The sequence below is a fragment of the Streptomyces nidicola genome (assembly GCF_050106155.1).
In the GTDB taxonomy this organism is placed as follows: Bacteria; Actinomycetota; Actinomycetes; order Streptomycetales; family Streptomycetaceae; genus Streptomyces.
In genome coordinates, this window is the sequence record NZ_JBNBPI010000001.1 from 6835270 (window position 1) to 6851860 (window position 16591).

The 16591-nt window shown below is 70.1% G+C and carries 15 protein-coding genes; 4 read left to right on the plus strand and 11 right to left on the minus strand.

Translation table 11 applies throughout. The annotated features are described in order from the left end of the window. Positions 1–173 precede the first annotated feature (173 nt). Positions 174–1604 (plus strand): hypothetical protein, encoded by a 1431-nt coding sequence (locus ACOKM3_RS30840; protein ID WP_426904288.1) that lies wholly within the window; start codon positions 174–176, stop codon positions 1602–1604. Between the two features lie 97 nt (positions 1605–1701). Here ACOKM3_RS30840 and ACOKM3_RS30845 read toward each other — a convergent pair whose 3' ends face one another. From ACOKM3_RS30845 to ACOKM3_RS30860, 4 genes are all read right to left on the minus strand, one after another. After that, positions 1702–2148: a hypothetical protein gene (locus tag ACOKM3_RS30845; RefSeq protein ID WP_426904289.1), complete on the minus strand. Its 447-nt coding sequence runs from the start codon at positions 2146–2148 to the stop codon at positions 1702–1704. Positions 2149–2159: 11 nt separating this feature from the next. Further along, positions 2160–3314, minus strand: a complete 1155-nt coding sequence (locus ACOKM3_RS30850; RefSeq protein WP_426904291.1) for a chymotrypsin family serine protease — start codon at positions 3312–3314, stop codon at positions 2160–2162. Positions 3315–3364: 50 nt separating this feature from the next. Continuing rightward, the gene (locus tag ACOKM3_RS30855; protein ID WP_426904292.1) at positions 3365–3604 is read right to left on the minus strand and encodes a hypothetical protein; all 240 of its coding nucleotides are present in this window, start codon (positions 3602–3604) and stop codon (positions 3365–3367) included. Positions 3605–3786: 182 nt separating this feature from the next. Continuing rightward, positions 3787–4551, minus strand: coding sequence for an SDR family NAD(P)-dependent oxidoreductase (locus ACOKM3_RS30860; RefSeq protein ID WP_426904293.1), 765 nt, complete (start codon positions 4549–4551; stop codon positions 3787–3789). Positions 4552–4666: 115 nt separating this feature from the next. Here ACOKM3_RS30860 and ACOKM3_RS30865 point away from each other — a divergent pair, with 115 nt between their 5' ends. Continuing rightward, positions 4667–6106 (plus strand): alkaline phosphatase PhoX, encoded by a 1440-nt coding sequence (locus ACOKM3_RS30865; RefSeq protein WP_426904295.1) that lies wholly within the window; start codon positions 4667–4669, stop codon positions 6104–6106. A gap of 4 nt (positions 6107–6110) precedes the next feature. Here ACOKM3_RS30865 and ACOKM3_RS30870 read toward each other — a convergent pair whose 3' ends face one another. After that, positions 6111–7604, minus strand: a complete 1494-nt coding sequence (locus tag ACOKM3_RS30870) for an amino acid permease (protein ID WP_426906943.1) — start codon at positions 7602–7604, stop codon at positions 6111–6113. Positions 7605–7749: 145 nt separating this feature from the next. Here ACOKM3_RS30870 and ACOKM3_RS30875 point away from each other — a divergent pair, with 145 nt between their 5' ends. Further along, positions 7750–8982, plus strand: coding sequence for a TerD family protein (locus tag ACOKM3_RS30875; RefSeq protein ID WP_426906944.1), 1233 nt, complete (start codon positions 7750–7752; stop codon positions 8980–8982). Positions 8983–9223: 241 nt separating this feature from the next. Next, a complete protein-coding gene (locus tag ACOKM3_RS30880; RefSeq protein ID WP_426904296.1) occupies positions 9224–10150 on the plus strand; it encodes a PRC and DUF2382 domain-containing protein in 927 nt (308 codons plus the stop codon). A gap of 79 nt (positions 10151–10229) precedes the next feature. On the opposite strand, the gene ACOKM3_RS30885 is transcribed toward ACOKM3_RS30880, so the two are convergent. The 6 genes from ACOKM3_RS30885 to ACOKM3_RS30910 form a co-directional block, all read right to left on the minus strand. Further along, positions 10230–11219, minus strand: coding sequence for a zinc-dependent alcohol dehydrogenase family protein (locus ACOKM3_RS30885; protein WP_426904298.1), 990 nt, complete (start codon positions 11217–11219; stop codon positions 10230–10232). A 49-nt stretch (positions 11220–11268) separates the two neighbouring features. After that, positions 11269–12102 carry a carbohydrate ABC transporter permease gene (locus tag ACOKM3_RS30890; RefSeq protein ID WP_426904300.1) on the minus strand — a complete coding sequence of 278 codons (834 nt, stop codon included), beginning with the start codon at positions 12100–12102 and terminating at the stop codon, positions 11269–11271. Next, complete coding sequence (locus ACOKM3_RS30895) at positions 12102–13037, minus strand: carbohydrate ABC transporter permease (protein WP_426904302.1); 936 nt, start codon at positions 13035–13037, stop codon at positions 12102–12104. The genes ACOKM3_RS30890 and ACOKM3_RS30895 overlap by 1 nt, the downstream gene beginning before the upstream one ends. After that, entirely contained in the window at positions 13034–14407 is a 1374-nt protein-coding gene (locus tag ACOKM3_RS30900) for an ABC transporter substrate-binding protein (protein WP_426904303.1), read from the minus strand. The genes ACOKM3_RS30895 and ACOKM3_RS30900 overlap by 4 nt, the downstream gene beginning before the upstream one ends. Positions 14408–14508: 101 nt before the next feature. Beyond that, a complete protein-coding gene (locus ACOKM3_RS30905) occupies positions 14509–15270 on the minus strand; it encodes a DeoR/GlpR family DNA-binding transcription regulator (RefSeq protein WP_426904305.1) in 762 nt (253 codons plus the stop codon). Between the two features lie 299 nt (positions 15271–15569). Beyond that, on the minus strand, positions 15570–16415 hold the full coding sequence (locus ACOKM3_RS30910) for an NAD-dependent epimerase/dehydratase family protein (protein WP_426904306.1): 846 nt from the start codon (positions 16413–16415) through the stop codon (positions 15570–15572). Between the last annotated feature and the right edge of the window lie 176 nt (positions 16416–16591).

The window sequence follows — 16591 nt, forward strand, 5'->3', positions numbered from 1 at the left end:
TCTACGCGCGTCAATTTCCTTCCTGCGCGCGCGAGTTGTCAAGGTTTCGCGGGTGTCGGGGGCGTTAGGAGAAGTCGACCGGTCCGTGAACCCGGCAGCATGGGTGCAAATCCGTCTAGGCTGGGCGGTCGCAACGTAGGCCTTCATGCACGTCCCTCTAGGAGAACCAGCCGATGTCAGACAGCTCCCCCCTGCCGCCGGTGCGGCTGCCCGCCGAAGCGGAGCTGGCGCGGGACGCCCTTGCCACCCCGCTCCTGTCCCGCGCGGTGAAGCTCGCCCGCTGGGCCGGCCCCGAGACCCGGGTCGGCGCGGGCGGAGAACTGGTCGAGGAGCAGCTGCCCGCCGCCGCGGCCGAGCTGGCGCTCACCGATGACGAGGACGGCGCCGCGTACGCGAGCGAGGCCTGGCGCGTCGCCGTCGACACCGGCCTCGTGGAGGTCGTCGACGAGGAGGAGGGCACCGTCACGGTCGGCGAGGAGCTCGGCACGCTCACCTCGGGCGGCCCCTCCGACGTGCTCACGCTGTGGCTGGGCGCGCTCGACACCGTACTGGCCGACGCCAGCGTGCCCGACCTCGACGACCTGGTCGGAGCCATGGAGGAGGGCGGCGAGATCGACTTCTCGCAGCTCGACTGGGACCCCGAGGCGGAGTCCGAGTTCCTTGAGGGCGTGCTCGGCAACCTGTATCTGCTGACCGTCAGCGAGGGCGGCGCCGGCGAGGAGGCCGTGCCGCTGCCCGCGCTCGCCGCGTCGATGATCGTGCCCGACGACATGGGCGAGCCGACGGACGACGTCCTCGAGCAGGTCTCGGACGCGATGATGCGGCTCGACGACCAGTTCCGGCTGCTCGACCCGATCGGGCTCGTGGAGTTCCAGCCGGTCGACGAGGCGCTGATGGCGGACGCCGACGAGTCGGTGGCCGAGCCGGTCGACGACGGTGACGTCTCCCGATACGGGATGGTGCGGCTCACGCCTCTCGGCCTGTACGGGGTCCGGGCGCGGATGCTCGATGCCGGCCTCGATGCCCCGGCCGTCGGGGACCTCGCCGACAAGGGTGCGGACGCGCTGCTCGACGGCACCGCGGCGTTTCCGCAGGCCGCGGCGCAGGTCGAGATCGAGGGGTGGCTGGGGCGGCGCGAACCGCTGGGCGCGGCGCGGGAGTTGCTGGGTGCGGCGCGTGGGGCCGACGAGTGGGGGCCGCTCAGGCGGCTGCGGTGTCAGCAGGCGCTGTCGCTGGTGGGCGCGGAGGCCGAGCCGGCGCTGCGGGAGGTCCTCGACGACGCGGAGCTGGGTGGGCTTGCCCGGGTGTGGCTGGCCGAGCACGGGTTCGCGGATGTGCCGGCGCCGTCGCAGGACCTGGTGTTCTGGCTGACCGTCGACACGATCGCCGCGCAGCTTTCGGTGGAGGGTAATTCGGACGAGCTGCAGGCGCTGGTGGAGGGGCTTGCGGCGCAGCACAGTGGGTTCTTCTCGGCCGCGTGGCGGGTCGAACATCCCGCTACCGCGGATGTGTTGGAGGCGATGGGGCGGTTGCACCCCGACAAGAAGGTGGCCAAGGAGGCGCGCAAGGCGGCGTTCAAGGCGCGGTCGGCCTCCGGCGGTTGAGGAAGGGGCGTCACCCCGGGTCTGCAACGGTGTTGCGGACTCGGGGCTCTGCCCCGGACCCCGCTGGCTCTCGTTCGAAAGGCGGGGCTTCAGTGGGTCAGCACAGATAGCGCGTCGTGTGCTTGAACGACGATGACGCGCCGTCGAAGCCGTACGTGCCGCGGTACGACGGTGGGTTCTGGAATTCGCCGACCACGGTGATCGTGGAGGCGCACGAACCCTGGCCCGAGCGCTTCGCGTCGAGGCGGATGGTGTCGCCGATGAAGCCGCCCGTGATGTCCCACGGGGCCCCGCAGATGCCGGACGTGATCTGGCCGCCGGTCACCACGAAGGGGTGCGTGTTCGGGTTCACCTTCGCGGTGATGGCGAAGGTGACCGAGCCGTTGTTCAGCTCCAGCTTGCAGTCGACCGTGAGTGCCTCCGCGGAGGCCTCGCGCTGCGCGGCGAACGCCTCGTCGCGCGTCTTGACCTCCGCGCCCTGCGGGTTGTGGAAGCGGTGCTCCCCGCGGGTCTGGCCCTTGCTCTTGCGTGCCTGGGTGCTCATCACGTCACCTCCTATGCCAGCTGCTCGGAGATCTCCACGCGCAGCAGCGCGCGGACGTTCTCGATGTGGTTCTCGACCGTGACCGTCGACGAACCGGCGAACAGCAGGCCGACCGCCACGTTGTCGTAGGACGTGACCAGGGATCCGGAGTCGCCGCCGGCCGACATGACCGTGGTGAGGATCTGGTCCTTGAAGCGGGCCGTGCCCGCCGTGCCGTAGTTGACGTCGATCGTGGCGTCGACCGAGATGATGCGGCCGAAGGACACGTTGGTCGTGCGGCCCGTCTTCTTCACGAGGTCGCCGACGGCGACGTTCGCCTTGCGGCGCCAGGCGCGCGGCGCGCCGCTGAAGTACTGCTCGCGCGTCGCGTCCTGGAACGGGACCTCGGCGAGCGCGCAGTCGACCACGTTGTTCTGCCGGTCCAGCGGTGTCTGCGGGGCGAACTGGATGGTGATGAAGCGGGACAGCGTGGCGATGCGGTCCGCGGGGTCCGTGCCGCCGTCGAACCGGCCGGGCTGCACGATGGCGCTGCCCAGCTGGGCCCGGTTGGAGTCGGCGAGGACGTGGTTGTTGGAGAGGATGTAGAACTTCGCCGGGGTGCCGAGCCCGGGTCCCGGCGGGTCCACCGTGGCGCCCGGCAGGAAGTCGTAGACCACGCTGCCGAGGGTGCCGGCGGTGATGGACACGTTGCCGACCGAGAAGCCGGAGGGGCACGGGCGCATCCGGCGTACGAGCTGCTGCGGTTCGAAGGTCCCAAGGCCCCCGAGGTCCTCGAGCAGCGGCTGGCCCGCGCCGGAGAACTGCTGGGAGACACCGCCGTCGGGGCCGTACGTGACCTCTTCGGAGCGGGCTCCCAAGGGGCGGCTCTGCCGGCGCTGGGCGGAGATGTGGCCGACGGCCACGATGTCGGTCGGGGTGCCGTCGTCCATCTGACGTGGAATCACATCCCGCTCGGGCAGCAGTGATTCGGGCACCTTCTGGGTCACGAAGACGAGAACGGCCTCCTCGCCCGTCGGCTCGCCGTTCTGCCATTTCACGCCGTGGCCGAAGCCGACCACATTGGCAAGGGGCGCCTCGCGCCGCAGGAAGTCGCTGGTCGCTTGCTGCCGGGAGCTGTCGCTGAGCTGTCCCCCGGCGGGTCCGCGCATCAATTCGGGCTGGCGCACGCCAGACCACCTCTTCTTCCCCTGACTTTCACTGAAGTGCGGGGGTTACCTCACAACTCGTCGTCCTGCGCGCGCACTTCGCCGATCGCGAGCACGCGCACCGGTACCCCGTCGAGCGTCGTGGGGATGACATCCTCCGCACGGAGCCGGTCGCGGGGCACTTTGCGGGTCACGAAGACGACGATGACGTCCTCGCCCGAGTGCTCGTCCTTCCCGGTCCCGACTCCGGTGACATGGGCCAGCTTCATCAGCCGGCTCTCATGGAGGCCGCGTGCCTGTCGTACGTCCATCGGCTCGCCACCCCCTCGGTGGGTGATGCGGGCAGGAGACTCTCTGCTCCAGCCTGTCTATTGCCGCACGGCAGTCCGGTCAAGGCGTTCTGCGTGAAATCTTGGGTTTGGGTGCGGGATGCGCCTGTTGACCTTCTTTACGAAGATTCGTCCGGGCGGGAGTCACGTACGGAAAGCGCGGGTCACGTACGGAGATACGAGGCGCCGTTCAGGTCGAGGACGGTGCCGGAGGCCCACTGCGCGGCCGGCGAGGCGAGCCACAGGACAGCGTCGGCGATCTCCTCGGCCGAGGCCACGCGGCCGAACGGGCTCTGCGCGCGCACCTCGTCCGTCAGCCGGTGCGCCACCCGCTCCGTCTCGATGAAGCCGGGCGCCACCGACGCGACCCCGATCCCGTGCGGCGCGAGCGCCACCGCGAGGGACTGGCCGAGCGCGTGCACGGCGGCCTTCGTCGCCCCGTACGCCGGGTGGTCGGGCTCGCCCTTGAACGCGCCGCGCGAGCCGATGTTGACGATCCGGCCCGCCGTGCCCTGCCCGATCATGCGCTGCGCGGCGAGGTGGGAGAGGTTCGCCGTACCGAGCAGATTCACCGAGACATGGCTCTGCCACAGCCGCGCCCACTCCTCGTACGAGGTGGTGGCCGGCGGATGCGGCAGGTTCACGGCCGCGTTGTTGACCAGGACGTCGAGGCCGCCGAGGCCCTCGGCCGCCCGCCCGGCGACGGACGCCGCGCCCTCGGGGTCGGAGATGTCGCCGCCGACGAGGACGTGCCCCTCCCCGGCGAGCGAGTCGAGCGTGGCCCGCGCCTCGTCCTCCCGCGAGCCGTAGTGCACCGCCACCCGGTCGCCGTTCGCCGCGAAGGCGCGGGCGAGGGCCCGGCCGAGGCCCCGCGAGGCCCCGGAGACGAGGACGCGGCGGCCGGACGGTTCAAGGTTCACGGAAGTCATGTAAGCGGGCCCCTCGACGTTGGACGGTGTTCAACCGCCGTTTATACGCGAGCGAGAACGTATGGCCGAAAACAGGGCCCGTTCACTCTCATCGATCATCACGGGAGACGCCAGCATGTCGCTCACTCGCAGGGACTTCACCAGACGATCCGCGGCCACCGGCGCCGGTATCGCACTCGCCGGGTCCGTCGGCTCCCTGGCCACCGCGCCCAACGCCCTCGCGGCCACCGACGACGCGGACGTCGACGTACTCAAGGGCAAGGACAAGGGCGTCGGCTACGGCCCGCTGATCGACGACCCCGACGGCATCCTCGCGCTGCCCGAGGGCTTCTCGTACAAGGTCATCACGTACTGCGGGAAGACCAAGCTGGAGTCCGGCGAGTTCACCCCCTCCAACCACGACGGCACCGCCACCTTCGCGGGCCCGCGCGGCGCCACGCTGCTCGTCAACAACCACGAGCTGGCGGGCGCCCGCGCCGACTGGCCGCACCCGGTGCCGCTGACCGAGGGCCTCGTGTACGACCCGATGGCGGCCGGCGGCTGCACCGTCGTCGAGGTGCGCCGCGGCGGCGAGGTCGCCGAGTGGGTCGGCATCGCGGGCACCGCCACCAACTGCGCGGGCGGGCACACCCCGTGGGACACCTGGCTGACCTGTGAGGAGACCGAGGACAAGGCCGGCAAGAACGGCTTCACCAAGGACCACGGCTACGTCTTCGAGGTCGACCCGGCGGACCGTCGCGCCAACCGGTCGCCGAAGCCCATCAAGGCGTTCGGCCGGTACGCCCACGAGGCCGTCGTCATCGACCCCAAGCGCGGCCACGCCTACCTCACCGAGGACGCCTCGGGCCCGAACGGCCTGCTCTACCGCTGGGTTCCGCCGAAGGGCTTCGAGCACGGCCGCGGCAAGCTGCGCACCCTCGCCGACGACGCGGGCGTGCTGCAGGCGACCCGGTGCTTCGACTCCGGCGGCCGTTTCGTCGACGACCTGTCGCGCGCCACGAAGGTCGGCACCACGTACGGCGTCGACTGGGTCGACGTCCCCGACCGCGACGCCAAGTCGGTCTCCACGCGCAAGCAGTTCAAGGACGGCGAGATCACCCGCGCCCGCAAGCTGGAGGGCATGTGGTGGGGCGACGGCGGCGCCTACGTCGTCTCCTCGTTCGCCCGTGAGGAGAGCCCCGTCGCGCACGACGGGCAGGTCTGGTTCTACGACCCCAAGCGCCGCACCCTGACCCTGAAGGTGCTGCTCGGTGTGAACCGGGACCCGTCGAAGGACGGCGCCTTCGACGGCCCGGACAACATCACCGTGTCCCCGTACGGCGGCATCGTCATCTCCGAGGACGGTGAGGGCGTCCAGCACCTGTTCGGCGCGACCGAGCGGGGGCGTACGTACCCGATCGCGCGCAACGACCTCAACATCGGCACCGAGGCGGAGCCGGAGTACAGCGAGATGACGGGTGTGACCTTCTCGCCCGACGGCTCGACCCTCTACGCCAACATCCAGACGCCCGGCATCATGCTGGCGATCAAGGGCCCCTGGAAGCGCCAGCGCTGAGCGGTCACTGGAGCGGGTCCACCGGCGGCGCCTCGCGCTCGGCGGCGATCCGGTGGACCCGCCCCCGCACCGCGTACCAGCCGATCGTCAGACACACCGCGATCGGGATCAGCATCAGCACCGTGTCACGGCCCGCGCCGTCCTTGTCGAACCACATCATCACGATCACGGCGAGCAGGAACGCGATGGTCGTCAGCTCGATCCACGGCGAGGCCCACAGCCGGAACGAGGGCCGGTGCACGACGCCCTCCCGGGCGCGCCGCACGAACACCAGGTGACAGAGCATGATCATCACCCAGGTGGAGATGACGCCGAGCGAGGAGACGTTCGTGACGATGGCGAACGCGTCGTCCGGCAGCCACGCGTTGAGCGCGACCCCGAACAGCGCCACGGTCGCCGTCAGCATGATCCCGCCGTACGGGACGTGGCTGCCGCTCATCCGGGCCGTGAACGAAGGGGCCGAGCCCGCCATCGACATCGAGCGCAGGATGCGGCCCGTGGTGTAGAGCCCGGAGTTGAGCGAGGACATCGCGGCGGTCAGCACCACCAGGTTCATGATCCCGCCGGCCGCCGGCACCCCGATCTTCGACAGGACCGTCACGAACGGGCTCTCGCCCGCCGAGTACGCCGTCCAGGGCAGCAGCAGCGTCAGCATCACGACCGAGCCGACGTAGAAGATGCCGACACGCCACATGATCGAGTTCACGGCCTTCGGCACGACCTTCTCCGGCTCGGCGGTCTCGCCCGCCGTCACACCGACCATCTCGACCGCCGCGTACGCGAAGACCACGGTCTGCGTGATGAGGACGACCGGCATGACGCCCAGCGGGAAGAAGCCGCCGTTGTCGCTGATGAGCGAGATGCCGGGGTCGTAGTTCCCGTCCACGGGCTTGCCCGTCACCAGGAAGAAGATCCCGATCAGCAGGAACAGCACCAGGGCCGCGACCTTCACGATGGCGAACCAGAACTCCATCTCACCGAAGCTCTTCACGGAGATGAGGTTGATCGTCAGTACGATCGCGAGGGCGACCGCGGCCAGCACCCACTGCGGGATCGTCGTGAACATCGACCAGTAGTGCACGTACAGGGCGACGGCGGTGATGTCGGCCATCCCGGCCGAGGACCAGTTCAGTACGTACATCCAGCCCGCCACGAACGCGCCCCGCTCGCCGAGGAACTCGCGCGCGTAGCTCACGAAGGAGCCCGACGAGGGCCTGTGCACGACCAGTTCGCCCAGCGCCCGCACCACGAAGAAGGCGAACACGCCGCAGATCGCGTAGGCGAACGCGAGGGCGGGACCCGCCTTGGCGAGGTTGCCGCCCGCACCGAGGAAGAGCCCCGTGCCGATCGCCCCACCGATCGCGATCATGCTGATGTGGCGCGGCTGGAGGCTCTTGCTGTACCCGAGGTCACCGGCGTCGGTGACCCCCTCGGCGGTGATCGGGTCGTCCAAGTGGGGGTCTTCACCCGCCGGTCCGGTTTGGTGGCCTTTGTGCATGTTCACGAAGGGCACTCTCGCAAATTGACCGCCCGGCGTCGCAGCTACGCGCCGCAGGCGTGCGGGAGCGAGAAAAGTCCTCTGCAAAAGTCCCGGGTAAGGGAACGGTAAAGCGGGGTCGATCGTTACCCCAGGCATGACCGCAATGACTCCCGGCTCGAACATCCCGCTCGCCGTGCAGCGCGTGACGGTGGACGTCACGGCGCCCGTGCGGCTCGACGTATCGGGCCTGCTGCTCACCGCCGACGGCAAGGTGCGCTCGGACGACGACTTCATCTTCTACAACCAGCCCTCGGGCCCCGGTGTGACATACACGTCGGGCGGCGGCAGCGCGCCGGACTCCATCACGGTGGACACGGCCGCCGTCCCGCCGGGCATCGAGAAGATCGTCGTCACCGCGAGCCCGGACGCCGCGGGCCAGTCGTTCCAGGGCATCGAGCCGACGGCCACGATCCGCGGCGCGGACGACGGATCGGTCCTCGCCACGTTCACGCCGCCCCAGCTCGGCGCGGAGACGGCGCTGGTGGTCATGGAGGTATACCTGAGGAACGGCGCGTGGAAGGCCCGCGCGGTGGGCCAGGGGTATGCGAACGGGCTTGCGGGTATCGCCACGGACTTCGGTGTGTCGGTGGAGGAGCCGGCGGCCCCCGCCGCTGCCCCGGCCCCGGCCCCGCAGGCCCCGCCCGCCCCGCCGGCCGGGATGCCCGCGCCGACGACGCCGCCGCTCGACCCGCGGACGGCCCCGCCCGCGCCTGCCGCCGCGCCTGCCGCCGCCGCGCCCGCCCCGGCGCCCGGCTCCGGGAAGATCAACCTCGACAAGGGCCGCGTCTCCCTCCAGAAGAACCAGACGGTGTCCCTGGTCAAGGGCGGCAAGCCGCTGCTCGCGCAGGTCAAGATGGGCCTCGGCTGGGAGCCCGCCTACCGGGGCAAGGACATCGACCTGGACGCGTCGGTCATCGCGTACGGGCCGCAGCGCAACCACGTCGACAGCTGCTACTTCGGAAAGCTCTCGATCGTGGGCGGCGCGATCAAGCACTCCGGCGACAACCTCACGGGCGAGGGCGGCGGTGACGACGAGGTGATCGTCGTGGACCTGGGCCGCATCCCGCAGGAGGTCACGGGCCTGGTCTTCACCGTGAACTCGTTCACCGGCCAGAAGTTCACCGAGGTCGCCAAGGCGTACTGCCGTCTCGTCGACGCGGCGACGGACGAGGAGCTGGTCCGCTTCGACCTCACGAACGCCGAGGCGCAGACGGGCGTGATGATGGCCAAGCTGATCAAGCAGTTCTCCGGTGAGTGGGAGATGACGGCGATCGGCGAGTTCGTGAAGTCGCGGACGGTGCGCGGGATGGTGAAGCCCGCGGCGAAGGCGCTGTAGGAGCGCGGGGGCGGTTGTGAACATCAACCGTTCACCCGTATGGCGGTGCCCGGCGTATTCGGCCGGGCCGTGCCCCGCGGCCCTCCATGGGGCCGCAAAGGCACCCCCACCAGGTGTTACGGCTACACCGAGTGAAGCTCCTTGTTGCGAACTTCCCGGGTCCGGCGCGGGATGGACCTGAGGCACATGGCCCACGCGGCGGCCTCCAGCCGCCTCCATGTCCCGAAGGGAGTGATCACGCATGACGCAGGGCGAGATCAACAACCCGGATGCCCTTGTCGGGCTCACCGCCTACGACCGCACTGGGGAAAAGATCGGCAGCGTCGAGCGGGTCTACCTGGATGACAGGACCGGCAACGCCGACTGGGTGACGGTCAAGACCGGCCTCTTCGGCATGAAGGAGACCTTCGTGCCGTTGAGCGGGGCCACGCACGACAGTGACCGGCTCAACGTGCGGTACACGAAGGAAGCGGTCAAGGACGCCCCGCGGGTCGACGCCGACCAGCACCTCGACGAGGACGAGAAGAACGAGCTGTACAGGCACTACGGCATGACGCGCCCCGCCGCGGGCGCCGCCGGCACCCAGCCCCAGCGGCCGGGTCAGGCCGACACCGGCCGGATGGGCGCGGCAGGCACCGCGGGCGCCGCGGGCGCGGCCGGTGCCATGGGCGCCGGAGCCGGTGCCCGGTCGGACGCCGGGCGGCACGCGGGTGCCGCCGCACGGGAGCCGGCCATGCGGTCCGGCCCCGACGCCGGTGGCGACCGCAAGGCCGACGAGATGATCCGCTCCGAGGAGCGCCTGCGCGTGGGCGTCGAGGAGCAGGAAGTCGGCCACGCCCACCTGCGCAAGACGGTGGAGACGGAGAACGTCACCACGTCGGTGCCCGTCTCCCACGAAGAGGTCCGCGTCGTGCGCGAACCGATCCGTGAGGGCGACGGCGCAAAGGCCACGATCGGCGAGGCGGAGACCGAGGTGACGCTGCACGCGGAGCGCGCGGTCGTCCGCAAGGAGACCGTCCCCGTCGAGCGTGTCCGGCTGGAGACCGAGAAGGTCACGGAGACGAAGGAGGTCTCCGACACCGTCCGCAAGGAGAAGATCGAGTACGACAACCCGAAGGACGACGGCATGCCCGGAGAGGGCAGGGGCCGTCGCGGGCCGCGACACTGACGGCCGCGCAGGCAGCGTGCGGGCCCGGCCGAGAGGCGGGCCCGCACTGCTGCGCGCCGGGGCGTGCGCCCGAAGTGCGTCAGGGCACCACGACGATCTTCCGGCCCACGCCCGACGCGAACTGGTCGAGCGCCTGCGGGTAGTTGTCCAGCGGAAGCCGGTCGCTGATGAAGACGGACGGGTCGAGGACGCCGCCCGCGAAGAGCTCCGCCGCCCGCTCGTAACTGTGCAGGACCGCCATCGAGCCGGTGATGGTGATCTCCTGGTTGTAGATGCGGTACGGGTCGATGCTCACGCGCGTCGCGTAGTCCGCCACGCCGAACTGGAGGAACGTGCCCGCCTTGGCGACGCGGCCGAGGCCGTCCTGGATCGCCGCGGCGTTGCCGGTCGCGTCGATGACGACGTCCCAGCCCGTGGGCCGGTCCAGCTCGTCCGGGTTCGCCGCCGACGCCGAGACACCGAGGCGCTGGGCCGTCGCCAGGCGGTCCGGGTTGAGGTCCACGACGTCGACGCTCGCCGCGCCGGTCTTCTTGGCCAGCTCCAGCATCATCAGGCCCATCGTGCCGGAGCCGTAGATCAGCACGTGCGAGCCGAGCCGTGACTGAAGGACGTCGTAGCCGCGCACCGCGCAGGACAGCGGCTCGATGAGCGCCGCGTCCTGCGTCTCTACGTGGTCGGGGAGCGGAACACAGTTGGCGACCGGGGCGACGGCGTACTGCGCGGCCCCGCCCGCCGTCGACACCCCGATCGCCGCCCACCGCTCGCACAGGTTGCCCCGCCCGGCCCGGCAGTAGCGGCACTCGTGACAGTGCAGGGAGGGGTCGACGGCCACCCGGTCGCCGACCCTCAACTCCGTGACATCACGCCCCACTTCGGCGATCGTGCCCGCGAACTCGTGGCCCGGCACCACGGGCAGCGTCGGGGCGAACTCGCCTTGCAGGATGTGCAGATCGGTGCCGCAGAGCCCGCAGGCGGCGACCTCGACGATCACGTCGCGGGGGCCCGGTGTCGGGTCCGGCACCTCGCCGACGACGACCTTGCCCACCGATTCGACGATCGCGGCCTTCATGGACAACCTCCAAAGCACGTACGGGAGTTGTGGCAGTGGTGCACTCGGTTCACTTCACCGCTCCGAGGGACAGGCCCTGGACGAGCTTGTCCTGGGCGGCGAACCCTGCCGCGAGCACCGGCAGGGAGATCACGAGGGACGCGGCGCACACCTTCGCGAGGAACAGGCCCTGGCTGGTGATGAAGCCGGTCAGGAAGACGGGTGCGGTCTGGGCGACGACGCCGGTGAGCACCCGAGCGAAGAGGAGTTCGTTCCAGGAGAAGATGAAGCAGATGAGGGCCGTCGCCGCGATGCCCGGCAGGGCTATCGGCGCCACCACCCGGGTCAGGACCGTCGGAAGGCGCGCGCCGTCGATCTGCGCCGCCTCGATCACCGCGACCGGCACCTCCGCCAGGAACGACTGCATCATCCACACCGCGATCGGCAGGTTCATCGACGTGTAGAGGATGACCAGGAGCCAGATGTTGTCGAGGAAGCCGGTGTTCTTCGCGAAGAGGTAGATCGGGAGCAGGCCCGCCACCACCGGCAGCATCTTCGTGGAGAGGAAGAAGAACAGGACGTCGGTCCACTTGCGGACCCGGCGGATCGACAGCGCGTACGCCGCCGGGAGCGCGAGCACCAGCACGAGCGCCGTCGCGACGAGCGAGGCCACCGTCGAGTTGATGAGCGCGGGCCAGGGGCTCGCGCCGCCGTCCGCGCCGAAGAAGTCGCGGTAGCCGTCGAGGGTGAGGGATGCGGCGAAGGAGGGCGGGTTGGTGGCCGCGTCCGACTCCGAGTGGAAGGACGTCAGCGCCATCCAGGCGATCGGCAGGAAGAAGACGATGCCGGCCAGCCAGGCGAGCAGTCCGAGTCCCTTGCCGCGCACGAAAGTTGAGAACGTCATCAGCGTGACACCTCCTCACGGAACAGCGACGACACGACGCGCAGTGCGAACGTCGCGATGATGATCGAACCGATGACGACCAGGACGCCGGCCGCCGAGGCGAGACCGTTCTCGTGGGCCTGGTAGAAGGACTGGTAGACGGTGTACGGCAGGTTGGCCGTGCCGAGGCCGCCGGACGTGATGGTGAAGACGGCGTCGAAGTTCTGCACGATGTAGATCGAACCGAGCAGCGCGCCCAGCTCCAGGTACCTGCGCAGGTGCGGCAGCGTCAGGTGACGGAAGATCTGCCACGGGCCCGCGCCGTCCACGCGGGCGGCCTCGATCTGCTCGGCGGAGCGCGACTGGAGCCCCGCGAGCAGGATCAGCATCATGAACGGCGTCCACTGCCAGACGAGGGAGAGCTCCACCGCGAGCAGCGGGGTGTTGGAGATCCAGTCGGGCTGGGGGCCGCCCACGTAGTGCAACAGGCCGTTGAGCAGCCCGTATTCGGGGTTGTAGAGGACGTGCTTCCACAGCAGGGCCGCGGCGACCGGGACGATCAGGAACGGCGCGATCAGCAGCGTACGGACCAGGCCGCGGCCCTTGAACCGCCGGTCGAGCAGCAGCGCGAGACACAGCCCGAGCACCAGGCTCGCCACGACCACCGACACCGTCAGGACGATCGTGGTCAGGACGGACTTGCGCAGGTCCGGGTCGGTGAGGACCTCGGAGTAGTTGCCGAAACCGGTGAACTCGCGGGCGTCCGGGTACAGCGCGTTCCAGTCGAAGAACGAGATCACGAGCGTGGCCACGAACGGGAGTTGGGTGACCACGACCATGAAGACCAGGGCGGGGAGCAGCGGCGCGCGGGTCGCCCAGGCGCGCAGCCTGCTCGGGGTGTTCGGGACGACCGGCGCGGGGGTGGTGGGAGGCGCCGGAGCGGTGGTCGTGGTCATCGGCCCTCGTACTCCTTCGCGATCTCGGCGGCGAGCTTCTGGGACTTGGCCAGGGCCGAATCGACCGACTGGCGTCCGGCGACGGCCGCGCTGATCTCCTGCGAGACCTTGGTGCCGAGGTCGGTGAACTCGGGGATGCCGACGAACTGGATGCCGGGCGCGGGCCGCGGCTGCACGCCCGGGTCGCGCGGCCGGGCGCCCTCGATGGCGGCCTGCGTCTGCGCCTGGAAGGGGGCCGCCTCCTTGCGGTACTGCGGGATCTCGTACGTGGAGGCGCGCTTGCCTGCGGGCACGTTGGCCCAGCCGAACTTCTCGCCGACGAGCTTCTCGTACTCCTTGCCTGAGGCCCAGGAGATGAACTTCCAGGCCTTGTCCGGGTTGGCGGAGGCCTTCTGCAGGCCCCAGGCCCAGGTGTAGAGCCAGCCGCTCGACTTCGTCCTCTCGACGGGCGCGGAGACGTAGCCGATCTTGCCCTTGACCGGCGACTTGGACGCTTCGAGGGAGCCCGCCGCGGAGGTCGCGTCGTACCACATGGCGGTCTTGCCCTGGGTGAGGTTGTTGAGGCACTCGGCGAAGCCGGCCTGCGCGGCGCCGGACTCACCGTGCTTGCGGACGAGGCCGACGTAGAACTTGGTCGCGTCCTTGAAGCCCTTGTCGTCGAGGCGGGCCTTCCAGTCCTTGTCGAACCAGGTGCCGCCGAAGGTGTTCACGACGGTGGTCAGCGGCGCCATCGACTCGCCCCAGCCGGGCAGCCCGCGCAGGCAGATGCCCTTCATGCCCTGCTCGGCGCCGTCGACCTTCGCGGAGAGGTCCGCGACCTGCTGCCAGGTCGGGTGCTCCGGCATCTTCAGGCCCTTCTTGGCGAAGACGTCCTTGCGGTACATCAGGAAGGACGACTCGCCGTAGAACGGTTCGCCGTACAGCTTCCCGTCCTCGCCGGTGAGCGACTCGCGCATGGGGGCGAGGATGTCCTTCTGGTCGAAGCCCTTGTCCTTGCCGACGTACGGGCCGAGCGAGCGCAGCCAGCCGTTGCGGGCGTAGATCGGGATCTCGTAGTTGGAGAGGGTCGCGACGTCGTACTGGCCCGCCTGGTTGGCGAAGTCCTGGCTGATCTTGTCGCGGACGTCGTTCTCCGGCAGCACGGTGAAGTTCACCTTGATGCCGGTCTCCCGCGTGAAGTGGCGGGCGGTGAGCTTCTGCAACTCGACCATCTGCGGGTTGTTGACCATCAGGACGTTGAGGGAGTCACCGCCCGTGCCGAGCCCGCCGGCGCCGGCCCAGCAGCCGGACAGGAGGGGGGTGAGCAGCGTCCCTGCGGCAGCCATCGCGAGCAGGGGGCCCGGTGGCCGGCGTCGGCTCTGGGTTCGCATCGATGCTCCTGGACGTAAGGGATGGAGGGGATTTATGTGGTGAAGCGGTACGTCGACGGGTGTGCGGAACCCGCCCCCGTACCGGTGGAGCCGTGGGTGGATCAGACGCGGATGACCTGAGGCCCCATCAGTGAGTAGCGGTGGGCCTCGGACGCGGGCAGCTGGGTGCTGGTGACGATCGCCTCCAGGGCGCCCACCGGGGCGAAGCGGCAGAAGCTGATCGCGCCGAACTTGGTGTGCACGCCCGCGAAGACGGTGCGCCGCGCCGCCCGGATGGCCTGCGACTTCACCTCGCTGACGGCCGGGTCGGGGGTGGTCAGGCCGTGATCGCGGGAGATGCCGTTGGCGCCGATGTAGGCGAGGTCGACGACGAACCCGGCGAGCATCTTCGACGTCCAGTGGTCCACGGTCGCGAGCGTGCCCGCGCGGACCCGGCCGCCGAGCAGCAGCACGGTCGTGTTGTCGTTCTCGGCGAGCGCGCCCGCGGTCGCGAGGGAGGCGGTGACGACGGTCAACGGCCGCTCGCGCGGCAGCGCTTCGGCGATCAGCTGCGGGGTGAAACCCTCGTCGACGAAGACCGTCTCGGCGTCCCCGAGCAGATCCGCGGCGGCTGCCGCGATCCGCCGCTTCTCCGGCACGTGCATCGTCGTGCGGAACGCCAGCGTCGTCTCGAACCCGGCGCTCTCCACCGGATACGCCCCGCCGTGCGTGCGCCGCACCAGGCCGTGGTCCTCCAGGGCCCGCAGGTCGCGGCGCACGGTCTCCTTCGCGACGCCGAGTGCGGCCGCGAGCTCGGTGACGTCGACGGAGCCGGAGTGCCGGGCCGCCCGCACGATCTCACGCTGTCGTTCCTCCGCGCTCATGCCCGCCGACCTCCTGACGTACCCGACACTGCCCGTTCGGGCCCGGAAGGACCCGCACCGGAAGTTGTACCGGGGGTACGACGAGGTGAACAGGCCTGGAGCGGGCCCGATGCCGCCCGTTCCTGCCCGTTTTCCGGGGCGCGCGGTCCGGCGCGGACCTGCGGGGGAGCGGGGGATCATGTGGGTTCGGGCGGTGCGGGTGCCCGAACAAGGCGGCGGGCGGGCCCGTTCGGTGCCCGCCCGCCTGGAAGTGCCGTGCTCAGTCGCGCCCAGGCTTGCCCAGGCATGCCCAATCGTGCTCAGTAGGGCCAGATCGGCGGGTCGTTGACGAAGCGGCCGCCCATGTACTGGTGCGCGGGGTTGTCGTCGCTGAGCGGGCCGTGCTCGGCCAGCAGCTTCTCCGCGTACACCTCCGAGTCGTCCTGCGGCTCGTAGCCGAGGGCGCGGGCGCTCGAAAGGTCCCACCACAGGCGGGTGTTGGCGGACGAGCCGTAGACGACGGTGTGGCCGACCTTCTCGGCGGTCAGCGCCGCGTCGAAGAGACGGGCGCCGTCCGCGGGGCTCATCCACACCGACATCATGCGGACGTCCGTGGGCTCCTTGAAGCAGGAGCCGATGCGCACGGAGACGGTCTCGATGCCGTGCTGGTCCCAGTAGAACTGGGCGAGGTCCTCGCCGAACGACTTCGACAGGCCGTAGTACGTGTCGGGGCGGCGCAGCGTCTCGACCGGGACCAGCGGCGCGCCGTCCTCCACGCGCGGGCGCGGCGTGTAGCCGATCGCGTGGTTGGAGGAGGCGAAGACGATGCGGGGGGCCGTGCCGTCCGCGCGGGACGCGGCCTCTTCCCGTACGGCCTCGTAGAGGTGGTACGTGCCCTTGATGTTCGAGTCGAGGATCTTCTCGAAGGTCGACTCCACGCTGATGCCGGCGAGGTGCAGCACGCCGTCGACGCCGCGCACCGCCTCGCGCAGTGCGTCCGTGTCGTTGAGGTCGGCGATGATCGCGTCGGGCGCGTCCTCGACGGGGCGCACGTCGAGCAGGCGGAGCTCGTAGCCGTACCGGGGCAGCAGCTCCCGCATCAGGGTGCCGAGTCCGCCGGCCGCGCCGGTGAGCAGGATGGTGCGGGATCGGGAAGGGACTGGCATGCGTGTGATCTCCGGTTGCGTGAGCGGCATTCACATTCATGGACACGCTATGAACAGCCGCACTGCCAGTCAAGAGGCGTGCGCACGTCGTGAGTTCGCGTGTTTTGCGTGCTTGACCGGCCCCTGAGGGGCGTCCTACCGTGGCTTTGTTCAGAAATGTAAACGCGGATCACAAA

Coding starts and splice junctions, on each gene's coding strand:
- ACOKM3_RS30870 (WP_426906943.1), bottom strand. CDS start 7,604: ATGCACAAAGGCCACCAAACCGGACCGGCGGGTGAAGACCCCCACTTG.
- ACOKM3_RS30855 (WP_426904292.1), bottom strand. CDS start 3,604: ATGGACGTACGACAGGCACGCGGCCTCCATGAGAGCCGGCTGATGAAG.
- ACOKM3_RS30845 (WP_426904289.1), bottom strand. CDS start 2,148: ATGAGCACCCAGGCACGCAAGAGCAAGGGCCAGACCCGCGGGGAGCAC.
- ACOKM3_RS30890 (WP_426904300.1), bottom strand. CDS start 12,102: ATGACGTTCTCAACTTTCGTGCGCGGCAAGGGACTCGGACTGCTCGCC.
- ACOKM3_RS30875 (WP_426906944.1), top strand. CDS start 7,750: ATGACTCCCGGCTCGAACATCCCGCTCGCCGTGCAGCGCGTGACGGTG.
- ACOKM3_RS30910 (WP_426904306.1), bottom strand. CDS start 16,415: ATGCCAGTCCCTTCCCGATCCCGCACCATCCTGCTCACCGGCGCGGCC.
- ACOKM3_RS30895 (WP_426904302.1), bottom strand. CDS start 13,037: ATGACCACGACCACCGCTCCGGCGCCTCCCACCACCCCCGCGCCGGTC.
- ACOKM3_RS30900 (WP_426904303.1), bottom strand. CDS start 14,407: ATGCGAACCCAGAGCCGACGCCGGCCACCGGGCCCCCTGCTCGCGATG.
- ACOKM3_RS30880 (WP_426904296.1), top strand. CDS start 9,224: ATGACGCAGGGCGAGATCAACAACCCGGATGCCCTTGTCGGGCTCACC.
- ACOKM3_RS30840 (WP_426904288.1), top strand. CDS start 174: ATGTCAGACAGCTCCCCCCTGCCGCCGGTGCGGCTGCCCGCCGAAGCG.
- ACOKM3_RS30905 (WP_426904305.1), bottom strand. CDS start 15,270: ATGAGCGCGGAGGAACGACAGCGTGAGATCGTGCGGGCGGCCCGGCAC.
- ACOKM3_RS30885 (WP_426904298.1), bottom strand. CDS start 11,219: ATGAAGGCCGCGATCGTCGAATCGGTGGGCAAGGTCGTCGTCGGCGAG.
- ACOKM3_RS30860 (WP_426904293.1), bottom strand. CDS start 4,551: ATGACTTCCGTGAACCTTGAACCGTCCGGCCGCCGCGTCCTCGTCTCC.
- ACOKM3_RS30865 (WP_426904295.1), top strand. CDS start 4,667: ATGTCGCTCACTCGCAGGGACTTCACCAGACGATCCGCGGCCACCGGC.